14 protein-coding genes are annotated in these 18,115 nt (G+C 67.2%); 7 read left to right on the top strand and 7 right to left on the bottom strand.

What is annotated here, in order from left to right:
* The first annotated feature begins 141 nt into the window (after positions 1-141).
* Positions 142-900, top strand: a complete 759-nt coding sequence (hisF, locus tag R2601_RS01230; RefSeq protein WP_007792339.1) for an imidazole glycerol phosphate synthase subunit HisF — start codon at positions 142-144, stop codon at positions 898-900.
* Positions 900-1,211: a phosphoribosyl-ATP diphosphatase gene (locus R2601_RS01235; RefSeq protein WP_007792342.1), complete on the top strand. Its 312-nt coding sequence runs from the start codon at positions 900-902 to the stop codon at positions 1,209-1,211. Before hisF ends, R2601_RS01235 begins: the two co-directional genes overlap by 1 nt.
* Before the next feature lie 122 nt (positions 1,212-1,333).
* Here the strand turns inward: R2601_RS01235 and R2601_RS01240 are convergent, their stop codons facing one another.
* The 3 genes from R2601_RS01240 to R2601_RS01250 form a co-directional block, all read right to left on the bottom strand.
* The gene (locus R2601_RS01240) at positions 1,334-1,801 is read right to left on the bottom strand and encodes a CoA-binding protein (protein ID WP_007792344.1); all 468 of its coding nucleotides are present in this window, start codon (positions 1,799-1,801) and stop codon (positions 1,334-1,336) included.
* Positions 1,802-2,010: 209 nt separating this feature from the next.
* Positions 2,011-4,302 (bottom strand): xanthine dehydrogenase family protein molybdopterin-binding subunit, encoded by a 2,292-nt coding sequence (locus R2601_RS01245; RefSeq protein WP_007792346.1) that lies wholly within the window; start codon positions 4,300-4,302, stop codon positions 2,011-2,013.
* Positions 4,303-4,386: 84 nt separating this feature from the next.
* The gene (locus R2601_RS01250) at positions 4,387-5,514 is read right to left on the bottom strand and encodes a type III PLP-dependent enzyme (protein WP_007792348.1); all 1,128 of its coding nucleotides are present in this window, start codon (positions 5,512-5,514) and stop codon (positions 4,387-4,389) included.
* Between the two features lie 86 nt (positions 5,515-5,600).
* On the opposite strand from R2601_RS01250, the gene R2601_RS01255 reads away from it, so the two are divergent.
* Entirely contained in the window at positions 5,601-6,059 is a 459-nt protein-coding gene (locus R2601_RS01255) for an Lrp/AsnC family transcriptional regulator (RefSeq protein ID WP_007792350.1), read from the top strand.
* A gap of 239 nt (positions 6,060-6,298) precedes the next feature.
* Here the strand turns inward: R2601_RS01255 and R2601_RS01260 are convergent, their stop codons facing one another.
* Positions 6,299-7,363: an Mrp/NBP35 family ATP-binding protein gene (locus R2601_RS01260; RefSeq protein WP_007792352.1), complete on the bottom strand. Its 1,065-nt coding sequence runs from the start codon at positions 7,361-7,363 to the stop codon at positions 6,299-6,301.
* 246 nt (positions 7,364-7,609) lie between these two features.
* Here R2601_RS01260 and R2601_RS01265 point away from each other — a divergent pair, with 246 nt between their 5' ends.
* The gene (locus R2601_RS01265) at positions 7,610-7,819 is read left to right on the top strand and encodes a DUF1127 domain-containing protein (protein ID WP_007792355.1); all 210 of its coding nucleotides are present in this window, start codon (positions 7,610-7,612) and stop codon (positions 7,817-7,819) included.
* Positions 7,820-8,430: 611 nt separating this feature from the next.
* Entirely contained in the window at positions 8,431-11,508 is a 3,078-nt protein-coding gene (locus tag R2601_RS01270; protein ID WP_007792357.1) for a valine--tRNA ligase, read from the top strand.
* Positions 11,509-11,865: 357 nt separating this feature from the next.
* Here R2601_RS01270 and R2601_RS01275 read toward each other — a convergent pair whose 3' ends face one another.
* Positions 11,866-12,633, bottom strand: coding sequence for an SDR family NAD(P)-dependent oxidoreductase (locus tag R2601_RS01275; RefSeq protein ID WP_007792360.1), 768 nt, complete (start codon positions 12,631-12,633; stop codon positions 11,866-11,868).
* Between the two features lie 309 nt (positions 12,634-12,942).
* Here R2601_RS01275 and R2601_RS01280 point away from each other — a divergent pair, with 309 nt between their 5' ends.
* Together R2601_RS01280 and gghA are read left to right on the top strand one after the other, a co-directional pair.
* Positions 12,943-13,548: a 2-hydroxychromene-2-carboxylate isomerase gene (locus R2601_RS01280; protein WP_007792363.1), complete on the top strand. Its 606-nt coding sequence runs from the start codon at positions 12,943-12,945 to the stop codon at positions 13,546-13,548.
* A gap of 248 nt (positions 13,549-13,796) precedes the next feature.
* Positions 13,797-16,205 (top strand): glucosylglycerol hydrolase, encoded by a 2,409-nt coding sequence (gene gghA, locus R2601_RS01285; protein ID WP_007792364.1) that lies wholly within the window; start codon positions 13,797-13,799, stop codon positions 16,203-16,205.
* 22 nt (positions 16,206-16,227) lie between these two features.
* On the opposite strand, the gene R2601_RS01290 is transcribed toward gghA, so the two are convergent.
* Both R2601_RS01290 and R2601_RS01295 read right to left on the bottom strand, forming a co-directional pair.
* Positions 16,228-17,676 carry a TrkH family potassium uptake protein gene (locus tag R2601_RS01290; protein WP_007792366.1) on the bottom strand — a complete coding sequence of 483 codons (1,449 nt, stop codon included), beginning with the start codon at positions 17,674-17,676 and terminating at the stop codon, positions 16,228-16,230.
* 75 nt (positions 17,677-17,751) lie between these two features.
* On the bottom strand, positions 17,752-17,979 hold the full coding sequence (locus R2601_RS01295) for a hypothetical protein (RefSeq protein WP_007792367.1): 228 nt from the start codon (positions 17,977-17,979) through the stop codon (positions 17,752-17,754).
* Positions 17,980-18,115 lie beyond the last annotated feature (136 nt).

Consider the following 18,115-nt stretch of genomic DNA (forward strand, 5'->3'; position numbering starts at 1 on the left):
TTCTCTTCTTTCGAATGCGCGCCTCCGGAGCGACAGGGGCAGCGCCCCTTCTGCCCGTCTGTCGTCCCTGATTCGCCGTCGCCGCAGCAATGCAACAGCAGGCCCCTTTCCTCCCCCGCCGATCCGCGCCATAAGGCGGTCATGCTCAAGACCCGCATCATTCCCTGTCTCGATGTCGCCGATGGCCGTGTGGTCAAGGGCGTCAATTTCGTCGACCTGCGCGATGCCGGCGACCCGGTCGACGCCGCCCGCGCCTATGACGCCGCAGGCGCCGACGAGATCACCTTTCTCGACATCCACGCCACGCATGAGAATCGCGGCACCATGTTCGACGTGGTGACCCGCACCGCCGAGCAGTGCTTCATCCCGCTGACCGTGGGTGGCGGCGTGCGCACGGTGGCCGATGTGCGCAACCTTCTGCTCGCCGGGGCCGACAAGGTCAGCTTCAACTCGGCGGCGGTGGCCAATCCCGACGTGGTCGCCGAGGCGGCAGATCATTTCGGCTCGCAATGCATCGTGGTGGCAATCGACGCCAAGACCGTGGAACCGGGGCGGTGGGAGATCTTCACCCATGGCGGCCGCAAGCCCACCGGCATCGACGCGGTGGAGTTCGCGCGCACGGTGACCGCCAAGGGCGCCGGTGAGATCCTGCTCACCTCGATGGATCGGGACGGCACCAAGGCCGGCTTCAACCTGCCGCTGACCCGCGCCATCTCCGACGCGGTGGACATCCCCGTGATCGCCTCCGGCGGCGTCGGAACGCTCGACCATCTCGTGGAAGGCGTGACCGAGGGCCACGCCTCGGCTGTGCTCGCCGCCTCGATCTTCCACTTCGGCGAGTTCACCATCGCGGAGGCCAAGGCCCACATGGCGCAGGCCGGCATTCCGGTGAGGCTCTGATGACTCTGGAAGAACTCGAAGCCATCGTCGCCGCCCGCGCCTCCGCCTCGCCCGACGACAGCTGGACCGCCAAGCTGCTCGCCAAGGGCCCGGAGAAATGCGCCGAGAAATTCGGCGAAGAGGCCGTGGAGGCGATCATCGAAGCGGTCAAGGGCGACCGCGACAAGCTCGCCTCGGAAGGCGCGGACGTGCTGTTCCATTTCCTCGTGATGCTCAAGGCGCGCGACCTGCCTCTTTCAGCAGTGATGGAAGAGCTCGCGCGGCGACAGGGGCAGTCCGGCATCGCAGAGAAGGCATCGCGCAAGGGCTGAGGCAGCGTTCGCGTGGCGGGACGGGGCGCTGCGCCCCTGGCTTCTCTTCGTCAAAAATACTCCCGCCGGAGGCGTCCGACGGGCTGCAGGCATCCCGAGGCCGGGCAGGCGCGCCCCGCCGGTCAAAGCTTTGACGAAATCACGCCGGTGTTGAAGCCGCCCATGCGCAGCTCGCCATGCAGGCGCTGGTACTCGATCTTGGGGCAGCGGTTCATCACCACATCGATTCCCCTGGCCTCCGCCGCCGCAGCAGCGGCCGCGTTCTCGACGCCGATCTGCATCCACACCGTCCTGAGCCCCGGCAGATGCGCCAGGGCGTCCTCGACGATTCCCGGCACCGCCTCGGAGCGACGGAAGATGTCGACCATGTCGACCTCTGCCGGAAGCTCTTCGATCGCCCCGCGCACCTCCTCGCCGAACAGCATCGCGCCCGCATGGCCGGGATTGACCCCGATCACCCGGTAGCCGCGCAGGCTCAGGTAGCGCGCCACGTAGTAGCTCGGGCGCACCGGGTTCAGCGACACGCCGACCACGGCGATCACCTTGCTGCGGGCCAATACGGATTTCAGAAACGCGTCGGTATAGCTCATGGCCTCACCTTACGGGGCAAGCGCGCAAAGAAAAAGCGCCCAAGGAAGACCTTGGGCGCAAGTGCGGAACGAGGGACAGTGAAGGCGTCGCGAAGGTTCCGTCTCCGCGATCCTGTAAGGGATATGGGCACGAAAGCCACAATTGCAAACCCCCTCAAGGAAGCGTGAACAAAAACCTTGACGCCGCCTTTCCACACTTCCCCGCGCGATCACTCCGCCGCCAGCGGCGCGCCCTGCAGCAGGCTCCAGACCCGCATCGGCGTGAAAGGCATGTCGACCTGCTTCACGCCTTTCTCCCAGAGCGCGTCCTGCATGGCGTTCGACACCGCCGCCAGCGCGCCCACCGTGCCCGCCTCGCCGCAGCCCTTCATCCCCATCGGATTGCCGGTCGAGGGTACCGGCTCGACGTCGAACTTGACCCAAGGCATGTCGTCGGCCCGCGGCATGGCGTAGTCCATGAAGCTGGCCGAGAGCAGCTGGCCGTCCTCGTCGAACACCGTGCGCTCGCACAGCGCCTGCCCAAGCCCCTGTGCGACCCCGCCATGCACCTGGCCCTCGGCCAGCATCGGATTGATGAGGTTGCCGAAATCGTCGACCACGGTGTATTTCACCACCTCGGTCACACCGGTCTCGAGGTCGATCTCCACCTCGGCGAAATGCGCCCCGTTGGGATAGGAGCGGGCCTCGATCTGGTCACGCGCGGACCAGGTCAGCAGGTCCTCGCGGCCCTTGGCGCGGGCCATCTCGGCCACCTCGAGCATGGTCGGCGTCAGGTTCGAGCCCTCGGCCCGGAAGCGCTCGTCATCGAACCGCACCTCCGCCGCCTCGACGCCCATTTCCTCGGCGAGGAAGGCCGAGAATCCCTCGACCATCTGGCGCACGCAGGACAGCGTCACGTTGGCCTGCGTGGTCACCGAGCGCGACCCGCCAGTGCCGCCGCCACGGGCGATCAGGTCACTGTCGCCCTGCACGAAGGCGATCTTGTCGAAGGGAATGCCGGAGTGGTCGCTGAGGAACTTGGCGAACACCGTCTCGTGCCCCTGCCCGTTGGACTGGGTGCCGACATAGATCACCGCGCCGCCATCCTCGGTGAACTCGACCCGCACATCCTCGGCCGGATCGCCGAGAATCGATTCGATGTAGAAGCACAGCCCCAGCCCGCGCAGCTTGCCCTGCGCCGCGCTCTCGTCCTTGCGCGCGGCAAAGCCCGCCACGTCGGCATCAAGGATGGCGTGATCCAGCACGCGGGGAAAATCGCCCACGTCATAGGTCTCTCCGGTCACGGTCTTGTAGGGGAAGTCCTTGATGAAGTTGATCTTGCGGAGCTCGATCGGGTCGAGCCCCAACTCGCGCGCCGCACGGTCCATCACCCGCTCGATGACATAGATCGCCTCGGGCCGGCCGGCGCCGCGATAGGCGTCAACCTGCGTGGTATTGGTGAAGAACCCTTCGACCCGCATGTAGGCGGTCGGGATATCGTAGGTCCCGGTCAGAACCTTGGAGAACAGCAGCGTCTGGATCGGCTGGCCGAAGCCCGAGTTGTAGGCCCCGAGGTTGCACATCGTGTGAATGCGGTAGCCGAGGATGCGATGATCCGCATCGAAGGCCAGCTCCGCCATGGTCGTCAGGTCGCGCCCGGCATGGTCCGACAGCATCCCCTCGGTGCGTTCCGAGATCCAGCGCACCGGCTTGCCAAGCACCCGCGCCGCCTGCGCCAGCACGAAGTATTCCGGATAGGAAGCCGCTTTCATACCGAAGCCGCCGCCCACGTCGGGGTTGGTGATGCGCACCGCCTCCGGGTCGAGTCCCATGGCTTCGGCCAGTTCGCCCTTGAGGCCCCAGACCCCCTGCCCGTTGAACGCCACGTGCAGCCGCGCGCCGTCCCACTCGGCATAGCAGCCGCGGCCCTCCATGGCGTTGACGATCACCCGGTTGTCGCCGACCTCGAGCCGCACCACGCGGGCCGCCTTGTCGAAGGCCTCCGCCGTCGCCGCCTCGTCGCCCATGCCCCAGTCGAAGGCGCGGTTGTCGGGCGCCTCGGGATGAATGGTCTCGCCACCGGCGCAGACCTCCACATGGGCGGGCAGATCGTCATAATCGAGCTCGATCAGCTCGGCCGCATCCCGGGCCTGCTGCAGCGTCTCGGCCACCACGAGCGCCACGGGCTCGCCGACATGTCGCAGCTTGCCGCGCGCCAGCATCGGGCGCTCGGGCTCGGCCGCCTTCGAGCCGTCGCGGTTCGTGAGCACGGTGCCGCCCATGCGAATGTCCATCCCCGCCTCGAGCAGGTCATCGACGGTCAGCACCAATGCCACGCCCTCTGCCTCGCGCGCCGCCTCGACATCCAGCGAGGTGATGGTCGCATGGGCCACCGGCGAGCGCAGCAAAAAGCCGTGCAGCGCGCCATCGGGCGCGATGTCGTCGATATAGCGTCCATGCCCGGTGAGAAAGCGCACGTCCTCGCTGCGCTTGAATGACTGGCTCTTGCCGAACTTTTCCATATCCCGTCCTCGCGCTTGGCTGGTCTTCTGCGGCGCAGAGTGGCGCTCCGCCGAGCAAGTGTCCAGCGCGACGCCCGGGAATTCTCAGCAGGCCGCGGACATCCGCACGACCCTGCGCGCTCCGTAGCCGTTGAACCCGGTGACCAGCGCCCGGGAATAGGCGCCCATGCCCTCGCAGATCACGAAGTCGCCTTCTTCGATGGCGGCGGGAAGCGCCATCGGCTCGGGCAGACGGTCGAGACTGTCGCAGGTCGGGCCGAAGACGATGCGCGGCTGCGCGCGCCCGCCCCGCCGCCGCCCCGCCGGATCGACCACCCGCACGCGTCCCGCCATCCCCAGATCGCGCCATTCGGCCATGCTGCCATAAATGCCGTCATTGACGAAGAGCGCCTCTGCCTCCACCGCCTTGACCTTCAGCGCCAGCAGGAAGGCCTCGGCGCAGAGCCCCCGGCCCGGCTCGCAAACCAGGTCCGGCGGTCTCGGGAAGGCCTCGCGCGTGGCACGCCCGATGGTGGCGAAGATGGTCTCGAGATCGGGTTCCCCCTCGCCCCTGTCGCTCGGGAAACCTCCGCCCACGTTCAGCCGGTGCAGCGTCACGCCCGCGTCTCGCGCCACCCCGGCCGCCGCGTGGATGTAGCGCGCCCAGGGCTCGGCACCGCGGCATTGCGTGCCGGGATGAAAGGTCAGCGACGGCGTGAGCCCCATCTCGGCCACCCGCCGCAAGAGCGTCACCGCGCCCGCCGGCTCGGCCCCGAACTTGGCTCCGAAATCATAGGCCGCACCGGCCACGGGCAGCTTCAGCCGCACCGCGATCTCGGTGCCCGCCGGCAGCGCGGCGAGCTTTTCAAGCTCGCTCATCCGGTCGACCGACCACGACACACAGCGATGCGCCAGACCTGCGCTGACCTCGGCCTGCGAGCGGACCGGATTGTGGTAATGCAGGACGGCCTCGGGGCACTGCGCCCGCACCAGCGCCATCTCCGCCGGAGAGGCCACGTCGAAGACCCGCAGGCCGGCGCGCCAGAGCCCCTCGATCATCTCCGGCAACGGGTTGGCCTTGACCGCGTAGCTCACCACCCCCGGGAACCCGTCCAGAAACCGCCCGGCCACATCGCCCAGCCGCTGCGGGCAGAAGAAGAACACCGGCTCGTCGGGCCGCTCGCGCGCCAGCCACGTCTCGGGCGATGGAATCAGGGCCTGCTCGATCCCCATGAAGACACCTCCTGTTTGCACCTTTCTCGAGTATGCGCGTCAGGAGACTCGATTTCGCCCGGCAGAACTGTCATCCTGATCCCCAGATGGAACAATTCGACCACAGATCTCAACATATCGACGAAACCGACCGCGCCCTCGTGTCGCTGCTCTCCACTGACGCGCGCATGCCGGTCTCCGATCTCGCGCGGCGGCTCGGGCTCGCGCGCACCACGGTGCAGGCCCGGATCGAGCGTCTGATCCAGCGCGGCGCCATTGCCGGCTTCACCATCCGCCGCGGCCCGGCACTCAAGGAGGCGATCCGCGCCACGGTGCTGGTCTGCATCGAGCCGCGCGCCCAGGCCGACGTGCTGGCCCGGCTGCGCCAGATGCCCGAGGTGGAGACGGTGCACACCACCTCGGGCAGGGTCGACCTGATGGTGATCGTCTGCGCCAGCTCGACCGAGGCGCTCGACGCCGCCCTCGACCGCATCGCCGAGGCCCGCGGGGTGAAAAGCTCGGAAAGCCTGATCCACCTCACCACCAAGCTCGACCGCCGCGGCTGAGCCGGCCCGCCCCGCACCGGCCCCCGTCTTCTTTGGTTCAAAATACCTCGGGGGTGAATTGGCCGCAGGCCAAGAGGGGGCAGCGCCCCCTCCTTTCTTTAGAAGGCGCTCCTCCGGTACGACATGGGGGGCAGCGCCCCTCCCGGTGCGCCACCTCCGCTCGCACGGCGCCGGGAGCGCAGACCCTCCGGTCCCCGCATCCAGCGCATATATAAAGTGTCCCCGCGGGGACCGCCGCCTCAGACGATCCCGCCCTTGATGAACCGGTCAGCCAGCGTCGCATAGGCCTGCGCCATGACCCCGTCGCCCAGCGCCACGGGCCGGCCCTCGTCGCCGCCGATGCGGGTGTCGAGGTCGATGGGCAGCTGCGCCAGCACCGGCAGGCCCAGCTTCTCGGCCTCGGCCGCGACGCCGCCCTGCCCGAAGAGATGCGCCTCACGGCCGCAATCTGGGCAGATGAACATCGACATGTTCTCGATCAGGCCCAGAACCGGCACTTTGAGCGTATCGAACGCGTCGAGCGCCTTGCGCGCGTCGATCATCGCCACGTCCTGCGGCGTCGAGACCACGATGGCGCCGGCCAGATCGCTCTTCTGGCCGAGCGAGAGCTGCACGTCGCCGGTGCCCGGCGGCAGGTCGATGAGGAGCACGTCGAGCTCGCCCCACTCCACCTGCATCATCATCTGCTGCAGCGCCCCCATCAGCATCGGCCCGCGCCAGACGACAGCCTTGTCCTCGGGCAGCATGAAGCCGATCGACATCAGCGTCACGCCATGCGCCTGAAGCGGGATGATGGTCTTGCCGTCCGGGCTGGCGGGGCGCTTCGAGATGCCGAACATGCGCGGCTGCGAGGGGCCGTGGATGTCGGCATCGAGCAGGCCCACCTTCTTGCCCGCCCGCGCCAGCGCCACCGCGAGGTTCGACGACACGGTGGACTTGCCGACCCCGCCCTTGCCGGAGCCGATGGCGATCACCGCCTTCACCCCGGGCGGGTTCATCTTCCCCTCCTGCGGCTTGGCGTGGCCGCCGATCTTGAGCGAAGGCGCTTTCGCCGCCGGGCCATGCGCGGTGAGCGCCGCACTGGCGGAGGTGACGCCCTCAAGCGCCATCACGGCGCGCTCGGCAGCGGCACGCAGCGGCTCCATGTGCTTGGCCATCTCCGGCGAGGGTGCCTCGATGACGAAGCGCACGGCACCACCTTCGATGCTCAAAGCTCGAATCATGTCTCGCGAAATCAGGTTTCCGCCGTCGGGCAGATCCAGCCGCGCAAGCTCCGCCTTCACCGCCTCTTGTGTCGGGGACATGGTCTATCCTTTCCATTTCTGCAGACCGACGTAGCGTCACGTTGCTCTGGGCGCAACGCTCGTACACAGCCCGCTTAATTGTTACGCTTAACGCGTTGCTTTCGCTTAGCTCTCCCTCAGCCGGCCCATGCAGATGCTGCATAGCGGCATTGAGATATGGCAGGATTGTGCAGTCGCAGCATTTGCCACATGTTAGGGCCAACACAGCGAAACACACAGATACTCGAACACAGGCTAGCAACGAACATGGCATACGCAACCGACACCAGCACCCAAGGCTCGAACGGCTTCTTCGCCGGCATGATCGCCTCGCTGCGCGAGCGCAATGCCCGTCGCCGTCTCTACCGCGAGACGCTGCGCGAGCTTGGCCATCTGAGCAACCGCGAGCTGAGCGATCTCGGGCTGCACCGCTCGATGATCCGCCGGATCGCCTACCAGGCCGCCTACGAGGCCTGACCACAGTTTCCTCGAGGCGCTCTCCTCCTCCTCCCTGAGCGCATCGAGCCCGGCGGCGACCTCACTCCTCCTCCCGAGGTCGCCGCCGCAAAGACAAAAGGGCCAAGTGCCCGACAGTTCGGAGCCCCTCTCCTCCTCCCTGGGGCCTTCGATACGCGACGGTGCCTCTCCTCCTCCCTGGCACCGTCGCACCCCATATCCGGGCCACGCGCCCGACAGTTTCGGAGCCCCTCTCCTCCTCCCTGGGGCCTTCGATACGCGGCGGGATCTCTCCTCCTCCCTGATCCCGCCGCACCTCCCATTCGGACCGCAATGGTCCAGCCGGTTTCCGAAGCCCTCTCCTCCTCCCTGGGCTGTCGGAATGATCAGACGGCGGTGCCCCTCCTCCTCCCGGGCACCGCCGTTTTTCGTTTTCGCCCCCTTGCCTCTGAGCCCCGCCCGCGTGGCGGGCGATTTCGGGGCTCTGCCCCGTCCGCGCGGGCGCGCGGACTCCCCGGGATACTTTCGGCCAGAAGAAACCCGGGCGCGGCGCGGGACGTGCAGCCTTTCCCTTTGCCCCGCCAGCGGGTAGACGAGGCGGGACAATGCATGCAGGCACGGGAAGACGACCCATGGCGATGGAAAAGACCTTTGACGCGGCCGCCGCCGAGGCGCGCATCTACGAAGCATGGGAGAAGGCGGGCGCCTTTGACGCCGGGGCAAATGCCTCGCGCGACGAGAGCTTCTGCATCATGATCCCGCCGCCCAACGTGACAGGCTCGCTGCACATGGGCCACGCCTTCAACAACACGCTGCAGGACATCCTCGTGCGCTGGCACCGGATGCGCGGCTTCGACACGCTGTGGCAGCCCGGGCAGGACCATGCGGGCATCGCCACGCAGATGGTGGTCGAGCGTGAGCTGGCCAAGGATGCCAGCAACGCCACCCGCCGCGAAATGGGTCGCGAGGCCTTTACCGCGAAGATCTGGGAATGGAAGCAGCAGTCTGGCGGCACCATCATCAACCAGCTCAAGCGCCTCGGCGCGTCCTGCGACTGGTCGCGCAACGCCTTCACCATGTCCGGCGCCGAGGGCGCGCCCGCGGGTGAGGAGGGCAACTTCCACGACGCGGTGATCAAGGTCTTCGTCGACATGTACGAGAAGGGCCTGATCTACCGCGGCAAGCGGCTGGTGAACTGGGACCCGCATTTCGAGACCGCGATCTCGGATCTCGAGGTCGAGAACATCGAGGTGCCGGGCCACATGTGGCACTTCAAGTACCCGCTCGCCGGCGGCGCCACCTACACCTACGTGGAGAAGGACGAGGACGGCACCGTGCTCTTCGAGGAAGAGCGCGACTATATCTCCATCGCCACCACCCGTCCCGAGACCATGCTGGGCGACGGCGCGGTCGCCGTGCACCCGTCGGACGACCGCTACGCGCCGATCGTCGGCCAGCTCTGCGAGATCCCGGTGGGGCCGAAGGAGCATCGCCGCCTGATCCCGATCATCACCGACGAGTATCCCGATCCGACCTTCGGTTCGGGCGCGGTGAAGATCACCGGCGCGCATGATTTCAACGACTACCAGGTCGCCAAGCGCGGCGGCATCCCGATGTACCGCCTGATGGACACCCGCGGCACCATGCGCGCCGACGGCACCGCCTATGCCGAGGCCGCCGAGACCGCGCAGAAGGTCGCCCGTGGCGAGCTTACGCTCACCGAGCACGAGGCCGACGCGCTGAACCTGGTCCCCGATCACCTGCGCGGGCTCGACCGGTTCGAGGCGCGCGAGGCGGTGGTGCGCGAGATCACCGATGAAGGCCTCGCGGTGATGACCGAGGTCACCGATCCGCGGCTCGGCCAGGCGGCGGCCAAGGCCCCCGTGGCGCCCGAAGAGGGCGGCGAGGCGCGTGACGAGGCGGCCCAGTGGGTGCCGCTCGTGGAGGCCAAGCCGATCATGCAGCCCTTCGGCGACCGCTCCAAGGTCGTCATCGAGCCGATGCTCACCGACCAGTGGTTCGTCGACACCGCGCAGATCGTCGGGCCGGCGCTCGACGCCGTGCGCGAAGGGCGCGTGCGGATCATGCCCGAGAGCGGCGAGAAGACCTATTATCACTGGCTCGAGAACATCGAGCCCTGGTGCATCTCGCGCCAGCTCTGGTGGGGCCACCAGATCCCGGTCTGGCACACCCCGGGTCTCGGCGACGAGTGGCGTTCGTTCTGTGCCGCCACCGAGGAGGAGGCGCTGAAGAAGATGCACGACTTCTTCGGCGAGGATGCCGAGTTCCTGATGGTCGAGGATGCGGCAGCGGCCGAGGATCACCTTGCCGCCCTTCTCGAGCAGGGCACCGATTTCACCGGCGTCGACCAGCGCCGCCGGCCGCAGGCGATCCCGGTGTTCCGCGATCCCGACGTTCTGGACACGTGGTTCTCGTCCGGGCTCTGGCCGATCGGCACGCTGGGCTGGCCGGAAAAGACGGCGGAGCTCGAGCGCTACTTCCCCACCAGCGTCCTGGTGACCGGGCAGGACATCCTGTTCTTCTGGGTCGCGCGGATGATGATGATGCAGCTCGCCGTGGTCGACGAGATCCCGTTCCGGGATGTCTACCTGCACGGGCTCGTGCGCGACGCCAAGGGCAAGAAGATGTCCAAGTCGCTCGGCAACGTGGTCGACCCTCTCGAGATCATCGACGAGTACGGCGCCGACGCGCTGCGCTTCACCAACGCGGCCATGGCCTCGCTGGGCGGCGTGCTGAAGCTCGACATGCAGCGCATCGCGGGCTACCGCAATTTCGGCACCAAGCTGTGGAACGCCGCCCGTTTCGCCGAGATGAACGGCGCGGTGGGGCTGGGCGGTGACCGCCCGGTCCCGCAGGCCACGGTGAACAAGTGGATCCTCGGAGAGACCGCGCGGGTGCGCGAGACCGTCGATGCGGCGCTGGCCGACTACCGCTTTAACGACGCGGCGCTGTCGCTCTACGCCTTTGTCTGGGGCGTGGTCTGCGACTGGTATGTCGAGTTCTCGAAGCCCCTGTTGCAGGGCGAGGACGAGGCCGCCAAGGCCGAGACGCAGGCCACGATGTCCTGGGTCATCGACCAGTGCCTGATCCTGCTGCACCCGATCATGCCCTTCATCACCGAAGAGCTCTGGGGCACGCTGGGCGAGCGCTCGAAGATGCTCGTGCATGGCGACTGGCCGAGCTACACCACCGAGGAACTGCTCGACCCGGCGGCGGATGCCGAGATGCGCTGGGTGATCTCGCTGATCGAGGGCGTGCGCTCGGCGCGGGCGCAGATGGGCGTGCCGGTGGGGCTCTACGTGCCGGTACTCGTGACCGAGATCGACGCCGCAGGCAAAGCGGCCTGGGCCAACAACGAGACGCTGATCAAGCGTCTGGCGCGGCTCGAGAGCCTGACAGCGGTCGACAGCTTCCCCAAGGGCTGCGTGACCGTGCCGGTGGGCGGTGCGACCTTCGGTCTGCCGTTGGCCGACATCATCGATGTCGAGGCCGAGAAGGCGCGGCTCGAGAAGAACATCGCCAAGCTCGGCAAGGAGCTGGGCGGCCTGCGCGGGCGTTTGAAGAACCCCAAGTTCGTCGAGAGCGCGCCCGAGGAGGTGGTCGAAGAAACCCGCGACAACCTCGCCGCACGCGAAGAGGAAGAGGCCAAGCTCAAGGAGGCGCTGGCGCGCCTGGCCGAGATCGGCTGAGGATTTCCTCTGGAGCTTGAACGACAACCGCCGCCCCTCGGGGCGGCGGTTTGCGTTTGGAGGGAGTTGTGACTTGTCCCTCCGAGCCGGCCTCACTTCGTCATGCCGGTACGCCAGCGCGCCATCGCCGGCCCGCGGGATGGCGATCCGGTCTTGGAGCCTCTCGATTTATCCTGGCCAAGTCCGAAGGACCTCGACACGTGGCTCCCAGCTTCACCAGATCGCCAGCCCGTCCGGGCGGGCCATGCCGGAGGCATGCTTTCAGCATGACGATGGCGCGGCGGCCTTCGGCCTTGATTCCGCGCTTGGGACACGCTCGCCCCTTCCGAAATCCGCACAGCGCTCGCGCGCGCCGCCCTATTTCGGCGCCATCCGCAGCGCACCGTCGAGGCGGATCACCTCGCCGTTCAGCATCTGGTTCTCGATGATGTGCCGCGCCAGCGCCGCGTACTCCTGCGGATCGCCCAGCCGCGGCGGGAACGGCACCGACGCCCCGAGGCTGTCCTGCACCTCCTGCGGCAGGCCCGCCATCATCGGCGTGCCGAAAATGCCCGGCGCGATGGTCACAACGCGGATGCCGTGCCGCGCCAGCTCGCGCGCCGCGGGCAAGGTCAGCGAGGCCACGCCGCCCTTTGACGCCGCGTAGGCCGCCTGCCCGATCTGCCCGTCCATCGCAGCGATCGAGGCGGTGTTGATGATCACCCCGCGCTCGCCGCCCTCGCCCGGGTCCTGCTTCGAGATCGCATCCGCCGCCAGCCGCAGCATGTTGAACGTGCCCACGAGATTGATCGTCACCGCCCGCGCGAAGCTGTCGAGCCCGTGCGGTCCCTCGCGCCCGATGATCTTTTCGCCCGGCGCGACGCCCGCGCAGCTGACCAGACCGTCGAGCCGGCCGAAACGCTCCAGCGCCGCGGCCACCGCCGCCTCGCCCTGCGCTGCGTCGGTCACGTCGGTCTTCACGAAATGCGCCGCCTCACCGAGCGCGGCGGCCTTGGCCTCGCCGGCCTCGGCATTCACGTCGAGCAGAACGGCGCGGCCACCGGCGCCCACCAGCATCTCGGCCACCGCCGCGCCGAGGCCCGAGCCGCCGCCGGTCACGAGGAACACACGATCTTCGATTTTCATCACAAATCCTCCCTTTTCCCGGCGGAGCATAGCCACGGCACCGGCGCTGACAATGGCGGGCGCGGCGTCACGAATGTGATTCAAATCTGCGCAAATTTCCGGCGTTCTTTCGGTGTTCAGGAGCGTTTCCGCCCGGATTGCCCGGCAGCCGCGACGCACCCGGCCCGCGCGGGCCGGGTCTCGTTGACAAGCAGAGGCCCGCTGCGCGTCAATCATGCAACGATCCGGTTCGGGGCTCTGCGGAGCCGGGGCCGCCGATACGGACCGCCGATCAAGGGTACGAAGCCAGTTTCGAAATCCGGGGGCGTCATGCGCAAGACCATCGACTATTTCTTCTCACCAGCCTCCGGGTTCACCTATCTCGGCCATCAGGCGCTGATGTCGCTGGCCGCAGAGGCCGGCGCTATGGTGCGCTTTCACCCGATGGACATCCGCAAAGTCTATGCCGAAATGGGCACCACCCACCCGCTCGAACAATGCGAGGCGCGGCAGAGCTACCGCATCGAGGACCAGCGCCGCTGGGCGCGGCTGCGCGGCCTGCGCATGCCCCCGAACCCGGCGCATCACCCGGTCGATGTGCGCCTGCCATGCCGGGTGATCCTTGCCACAGGCCGGCTCGGGCTTGATCAGGACGCGGTCACGCTGGCCTGCCTGCGCGGGGTCTGGGCCGAGGGGCGCAACATCTCGGATCCGGGCGACCTTGGCGAGGCGCTGCGCCAGATCGACCTGCCCGCCTACGACATCCTGCACGAGGCCGAGTCCGAGGACGTGCGCGACGAGGCCGACGCGGTCACGCAATCCGCGATCGAGGCCGAGATCTTCGGGTCGCCGACCTACGTCGTTGATGGCGAACGGTTCTGGGGACAGGACCGGATCGAGTTCATGCGCGAAAAGCTTCTCAAGGCCGCTGCCTGATCCTCTGCCGCCTGAACGCGCTTTGCTCAAAACATCGCCCCGGCCTTGCGGCGAAACCCCGCCTTTCGCGTTGCAGACAGGTCTCAGCGCCTTAGGTTGACCGGAGGACAGGCGGGAGGGCCCGCCGGTTCCTCCGGGAGGGTGCGCCCGATTGCGTCCTCTTCCCGCAGATCGCCAGACATTCCGCGCCGCGCGCCCCGAGGGACCGCGGTCGTGGCACATGAGCAACGAGACAGGACCGAGACGCCATGACAGACACGCCCGCCATCCTCGCCGACCTTTCCGCCGCCGAGGCCCGCGCCGAGTGGTGCCAGCAGGTGCTCAACACCGCCCCCGACCGCTTTGCCGCCGGCAAGCAGATCGCGCGGCAGCTGGGGGCTCTTGTCGATGGCGAACGCGTGGAGTTCGGCTTCTGGACCCCGGAGCTGCAGGATTGGCGCATCGCCGATGGCGACGTGTTCCTCGAGATCCTGCGCCCGCAGGAAGAGCTCGACCTCACCGCCAGCCAGGGCGACGTGAAGTTCGACCGTGTGCTGCTGCCGGTGTCACGTTGCGAGGCCTTCACCTTTGCCGCCGCCACCGGTCTCAAGGCCGGCAGCCGCGACCAGATCGGCGATTTCTACGCGCTGGTCTACCGCGACCAGGAGGGCGCCTATCATCGCATCCTCGATCCACTCGCCGCCTCCCTGCCCTATGGCGCCTTCTCCCCGGCCGAGATCTACGATCTGCCGGCAATGCAGGCGCGGCGACAGGACAAGGGCTATTTCGAGCAGGTCCGCAAAGCCGACGGCCCGTACAAGTTCGCACCGCCGACCTCGATCCTGCAGGTCCACGTGCCCACCGCGACGCCCGGCGGCACGCTGGCCTCGCTCACCCGCCAGTTCGAGCGCCTCGCGGTGCGCGTCGGCGCCGGCCTCGCGCTCGAGCCTGACGAAGAGCTCTTCGCCGGCTACGATGCGGTGCAGCTGCTGCCGGTCGAGCCCACCACCGTCTACGAGGCGGGCCCGGATTTCTGGACCGATGTCGAAAGCGACGAGGAGACGGTGACCGCTCACCTGATGCGGCCCGACACCACCAACTGGGGCTATGACATCGTGATCTCGGGCATGGCCACGGTGAACCCGGTGCTGCTCGAGACGGCGCGGCCCGACGAGCTGGTCGACCTTGCGGCGGTGCTGCACAACTTCCCGCGCTGGCCCAAGATGCTGGTGCTCGACGTGGTGTTCGGACACTCCGACAACCAGGGGCTCAACGCGCTCAACAGCCATTTCTTCGCCGGGCCGAACATGTACGGCCAGAACCTCGACTACAACAACCCGTTCGTGCGGGCGATCCTGCTCGAGCTGCAGCGCCGCAAGGTGGATTTCGGTGCCGACGGCGTGCGCGTGGACGGGGCGCAGGACTTCAAGTGGTGGGATGCCTCGACGCAGGAGATGCGCCACGACGACGACTACCTGCAGGAAATGTCGGACGTGGTGCAGAACGTGGCCGGCGTCGATTACCGGCCGTGGTTCGTCTTCGAGGACGGCCGCCCGTGGCCGCAGGAAGACTGGGAGCTGAGCTCGGATTACCGCGCGGTGATCGAGAACCAGAAGGACACCGACCCGGACGTGTTCCAGTGGGGGCCGCTGACCTTCGCCCACAACACGCCGTTCATCTACACCTTCTGGCTGTCGAAATACTGGCGCCTGTGGGAGATCCTCACACGCGGCTCGAACTGGATTTCGGGCACCGCCAACCACGACACGCTGCGCCGGGGCACGCAGGTGAATCCCAAGCTCAACATCAACACCCGTCTCGGCGACACCAAGATGGAGATCCTCGACAAGGCCTATGACAACCCGGCGGTGTCCATCCTAACCTATGCCGCCCTGCCCGGCGTGCCGATGGATTTCCTCAACGCCACCGCACGTGCCAGCTGGGGCTTCATCCGAAATCAGGATGACAAGTACGGCGTCAAGGTCGTGGCCGAAGAGGCGATTTCACTCAAGTGGCAGGTGGACGAGTACAGCTACTCGGTCCCTGGCGCCTTCCGCTGGCTCAAGGAGCTGGGTTTCGAGACTCGCGAAGACCTCGCCCGGTTCCTCGAGTTCCTGCCGGCGCTGGTCGAGGTGACCGATTACGACCTCAACACCATCGCCACGCTTCTGAACGCGGTGGAGCCGCCGCTGGCGGGGCCGCGCCCGATCACCGTGGGCGGGCTGAAGCAGATCGCGCGGGCCTGGATGGACGACATGCACGAGTACTGCAACGTCTCGCACTCGACCTCGAAGCTTGACCCGGTGCAGACCAACGCCATGCGCCGCCTGCGCATGTTCCGGCTCAACAACCCGTGGCTGCGCAAGAACTTCCGTGACGACGACCATTTCCGGTATCTCGAGCCGATCGACGGCCGCACGGTCTTTGTCTCGCTGCGCAACGCGCCGCAGGGCGGCGAGGTGTTCACCGTCTGTCACATGGAAGGCGGCGCGACCGAAGAGATCGATCCGCTCGACCTGCTGCCCGACAGCGTCAGCCGCAACGACTGGCACCTGACGATCCGGGGCCCCGGCATCGGGCCGGACTATATCGGCGGTCCGCTCGTGCTGAGGGATTCGATGGGGCTGGTCTATACCCGCGGCCTCGACATCACCCACCTCGCCGGCGAGCCGCACTGAGGCATGGGGCTGGCGCGCCGGCTCAGGCGCGCCAGAACCGCAGCGTGAAGAGGGTGAAGACTGCCATCACCTCGAGCCGTCCTGTGAGCATGGCGAAGGCCAGCATCCACTTGGCGGTGTCGTTGATGTCGGCGAAATTGCCCGCCGGGCCGATCTGATCTCCGAGGCCCGGGCCGACATTGGCCAGCGCCGTCGCCGCGCCCGAAAGCGAGGTGATGAAGTCGAGCCCGGTCATCCCGAGCCCCACCGACAGCACCCCCAGCGAGACCACGAAGAAGGCGAAGAAGCTGAGCACCGAGGACAGCGTGTCGTCATCGACGGGGCGCCCCTGGAAGCGCGGGGTGAACACGCCGTGCGGGGCGCGGATGCGGCGCAGCTGCACCCGGATCGAGGCGAACAGGATCTGGTAGCGGAAGATCTTCACCGAGCAGGCAGTAGAGCCGGCGCAGCCGCCAATCAGCCCGATGAAGAAGAACATCGTGATGATGAACGAGCCCCACTGCATGTAATCCACCGAGGCATAGCCGGTGCCCGATATGATCGAGGTGATATTGAACAGCGCCTCGCGCACCGCCTGCTCGGGGTGGTGCGGAAAGATCGAGACCAGCGTCACCACCATCATCAGCACCAGCACCGCGATGACGCCGAAGAAGGCCAGCACCTGGGTGTCGCGCCAAAGCGCGGTGTAATGGCCGTTCATCATCTGCACATAGCGCACGAAGGGCAGCGCGGCGGCGATCATGAAGACCGAGGCCACGTATTCCGCCGGGCCTGAAAAGGTGCCGAAGCTGGCGTCGTAATTGGCGAAGCCGCCAGTCGAGATCGTGGTGAGCGCGTGCACCATCGCGTCGAAGGCGTTCATGCCGCAGAGCAGGTAGGCCACGGCGCAGGCCAGCGTCATGCCGACATAGATCGTCGAGATTGACGACGCGATCTCGGTGGCGCGTGGCAGGATCTTTCCCATCGTCTCGAAAGCCTCCGAGCGGAACACCTGCATTCCGCCCACCCGCAGCTCGGGCAGGAACACCATGGCCACCACGATGATGCCGATGCCGCCCAGCCATTGCAGGATGCCGCGCCACAGGAGCAGCCCCTTGGGCAGGGTATCGAGCCCGCTGAACACGGTCGAGCCGGTGGTGGTCAGGCCCGACATGGCCTCGAAATAGGCGTCGGTAAAGCTTGCCTCGGTGGCGCCGAAAATGAAAGGCAGACCGCCGAACAGCGGCAGCGCGGCCCAGACCCCCACGGTGAGCAGGAAGGTCTGCTGCAGCGTCAGCCCCTCCTTCACGCCATTGGCACAGGCCAGCGCGATGAGCCCGCCGGTCAACATGCTGACGAGGCCGGTCTCGAGGAACACGTGCCACTCTCCCCGCCCCTCGGCGATGTCGACGAGCATGGGCAGGAACATGGTCGCCCCCAAGGTGGCGACGAGAAGACCGATGACATAGGCGACGGGACGGAGGTCGAACATGGCGCAGCGTTGTCCTGCCCCGCGAAATTAGTCAAGCAGCCCGGCGGGCAAATTCCCCGAGAGCGCCTGCGCCGCTCAGGCGGTCAGCAGATCGCGGAACACGTGCGGCAGGATCTCGTCGCGGCTGAGCCCCATGCGGGCGAGCTGGTCGTCGCTCTTCATCTCGAGGTGAATGATCTCGCGCATCCGGGCCTTGCGCAGACCGTAGGGGTTCAGCCCCAGCCCGAGATTTGCGAAATACAGGTCTATCTTCTGCTTCAGCGAGCCGCGGCCCATGGCGATCTGAACGGTATCGGCGTGCATCCGGAAACCTCCTTCTGTTGGTTTCCTCCCAACCCCATACTTAGGCCAAACCCTTGCGCATTCCCGAACCGGCCGATCACGAATTGCTGCAATGCAGCAAGCTGCATAAGAAATGCGCCACCCCTCGGGGCGGCGC

The organism is Salipiger bermudensis HTCC2601 (assembly GCF_000153725.1).
Lineage (GTDB): Bacteria > Pseudomonadota > Alphaproteobacteria > Rhodobacterales > Rhodobacteraceae > Salipiger > Salipiger bermudensis.

Excerpts from the sequence above, each read along its gene's own strand:
- hisF (WP_007792339.1), top strand. The coding sequence starts at position 142 with ATGCTCAAGACCCGCATCATTCCCTGTCTCGATGTCGCCGATGGCCGT.
- R2601_RS01235 (WP_007792342.1), top strand. The coding sequence starts at position 900 with ATGACTCTGGAAGAACTCGAAGCCATCGTCGCCGCCCGCGCCTCCGCC.
- R2601_RS01240 (WP_007792344.1), bottom strand. The coding sequence starts at position 1,801 with ATGAGCTATACCGACGCGTTTCTGAAATCCGTATTGGCCCGCAGCAAG.
- R2601_RS01245 (WP_007792346.1), bottom strand. The coding sequence starts at position 4,302 with ATGGAAAAGTTCGGCAAGAGCCAGTCATTCAAGCGCAGCGAGGACGTG.
- R2601_RS01250 (WP_007792348.1), bottom strand. The coding sequence starts at position 5,514 with ATGGGGATCGAGCAGGCCCTGATTCCATCGCCCGAGACGTGGCTGGCG.
- R2601_RS01255 (WP_007792350.1), top strand. The coding sequence starts at position 5,601 with ATGGAACAATTCGACCACAGATCTCAACATATCGACGAAACCGACCGC.
- R2601_RS01260 (WP_007792352.1), bottom strand. The coding sequence starts at position 7,363 with ATGTCCCCGACACAAGAGGCGGTGAAGGCGGAGCTTGCGCGGCTGGAT.
- R2601_RS01265 (WP_007792355.1), top strand. The coding sequence starts at position 7,610 with ATGGCATACGCAACCGACACCAGCACCCAAGGCTCGAACGGCTTCTTC.
- R2601_RS01270 (WP_007792357.1), top strand. The coding sequence starts at position 8,431 with ATGGCGATGGAAAAGACCTTTGACGCGGCCGCCGCCGAGGCGCGCATC.
- R2601_RS01275 (WP_007792360.1), bottom strand. The coding sequence starts at position 12,633 with ATGAAAATCGAAGATCGTGTGTTCCTCGTGACCGGCGGCGGCTCGGGC.
- R2601_RS01280 (WP_007792363.1), top strand. The coding sequence starts at position 12,943 with ATGCGCAAGACCATCGACTATTTCTTCTCACCAGCCTCCGGGTTCACC.
- gghA (WP_007792364.1), top strand. The coding sequence starts at position 13,797 with ATGACAGACACGCCCGCCATCCTCGCCGACCTTTCCGCCGCCGAGGCC.
- R2601_RS01290 (WP_007792366.1), bottom strand. The coding sequence starts at position 17,676 with ATGTTCGACCTCCGTCCCGTCGCCTATGTCATCGGTCTTCTCGTCGCC.
- R2601_RS01295 (WP_007792367.1), bottom strand. The coding sequence starts at position 17,979 with ATGCACGCCGATACCGTTCAGATCGCCATGGGCCGCGGCTCGCTGAAG.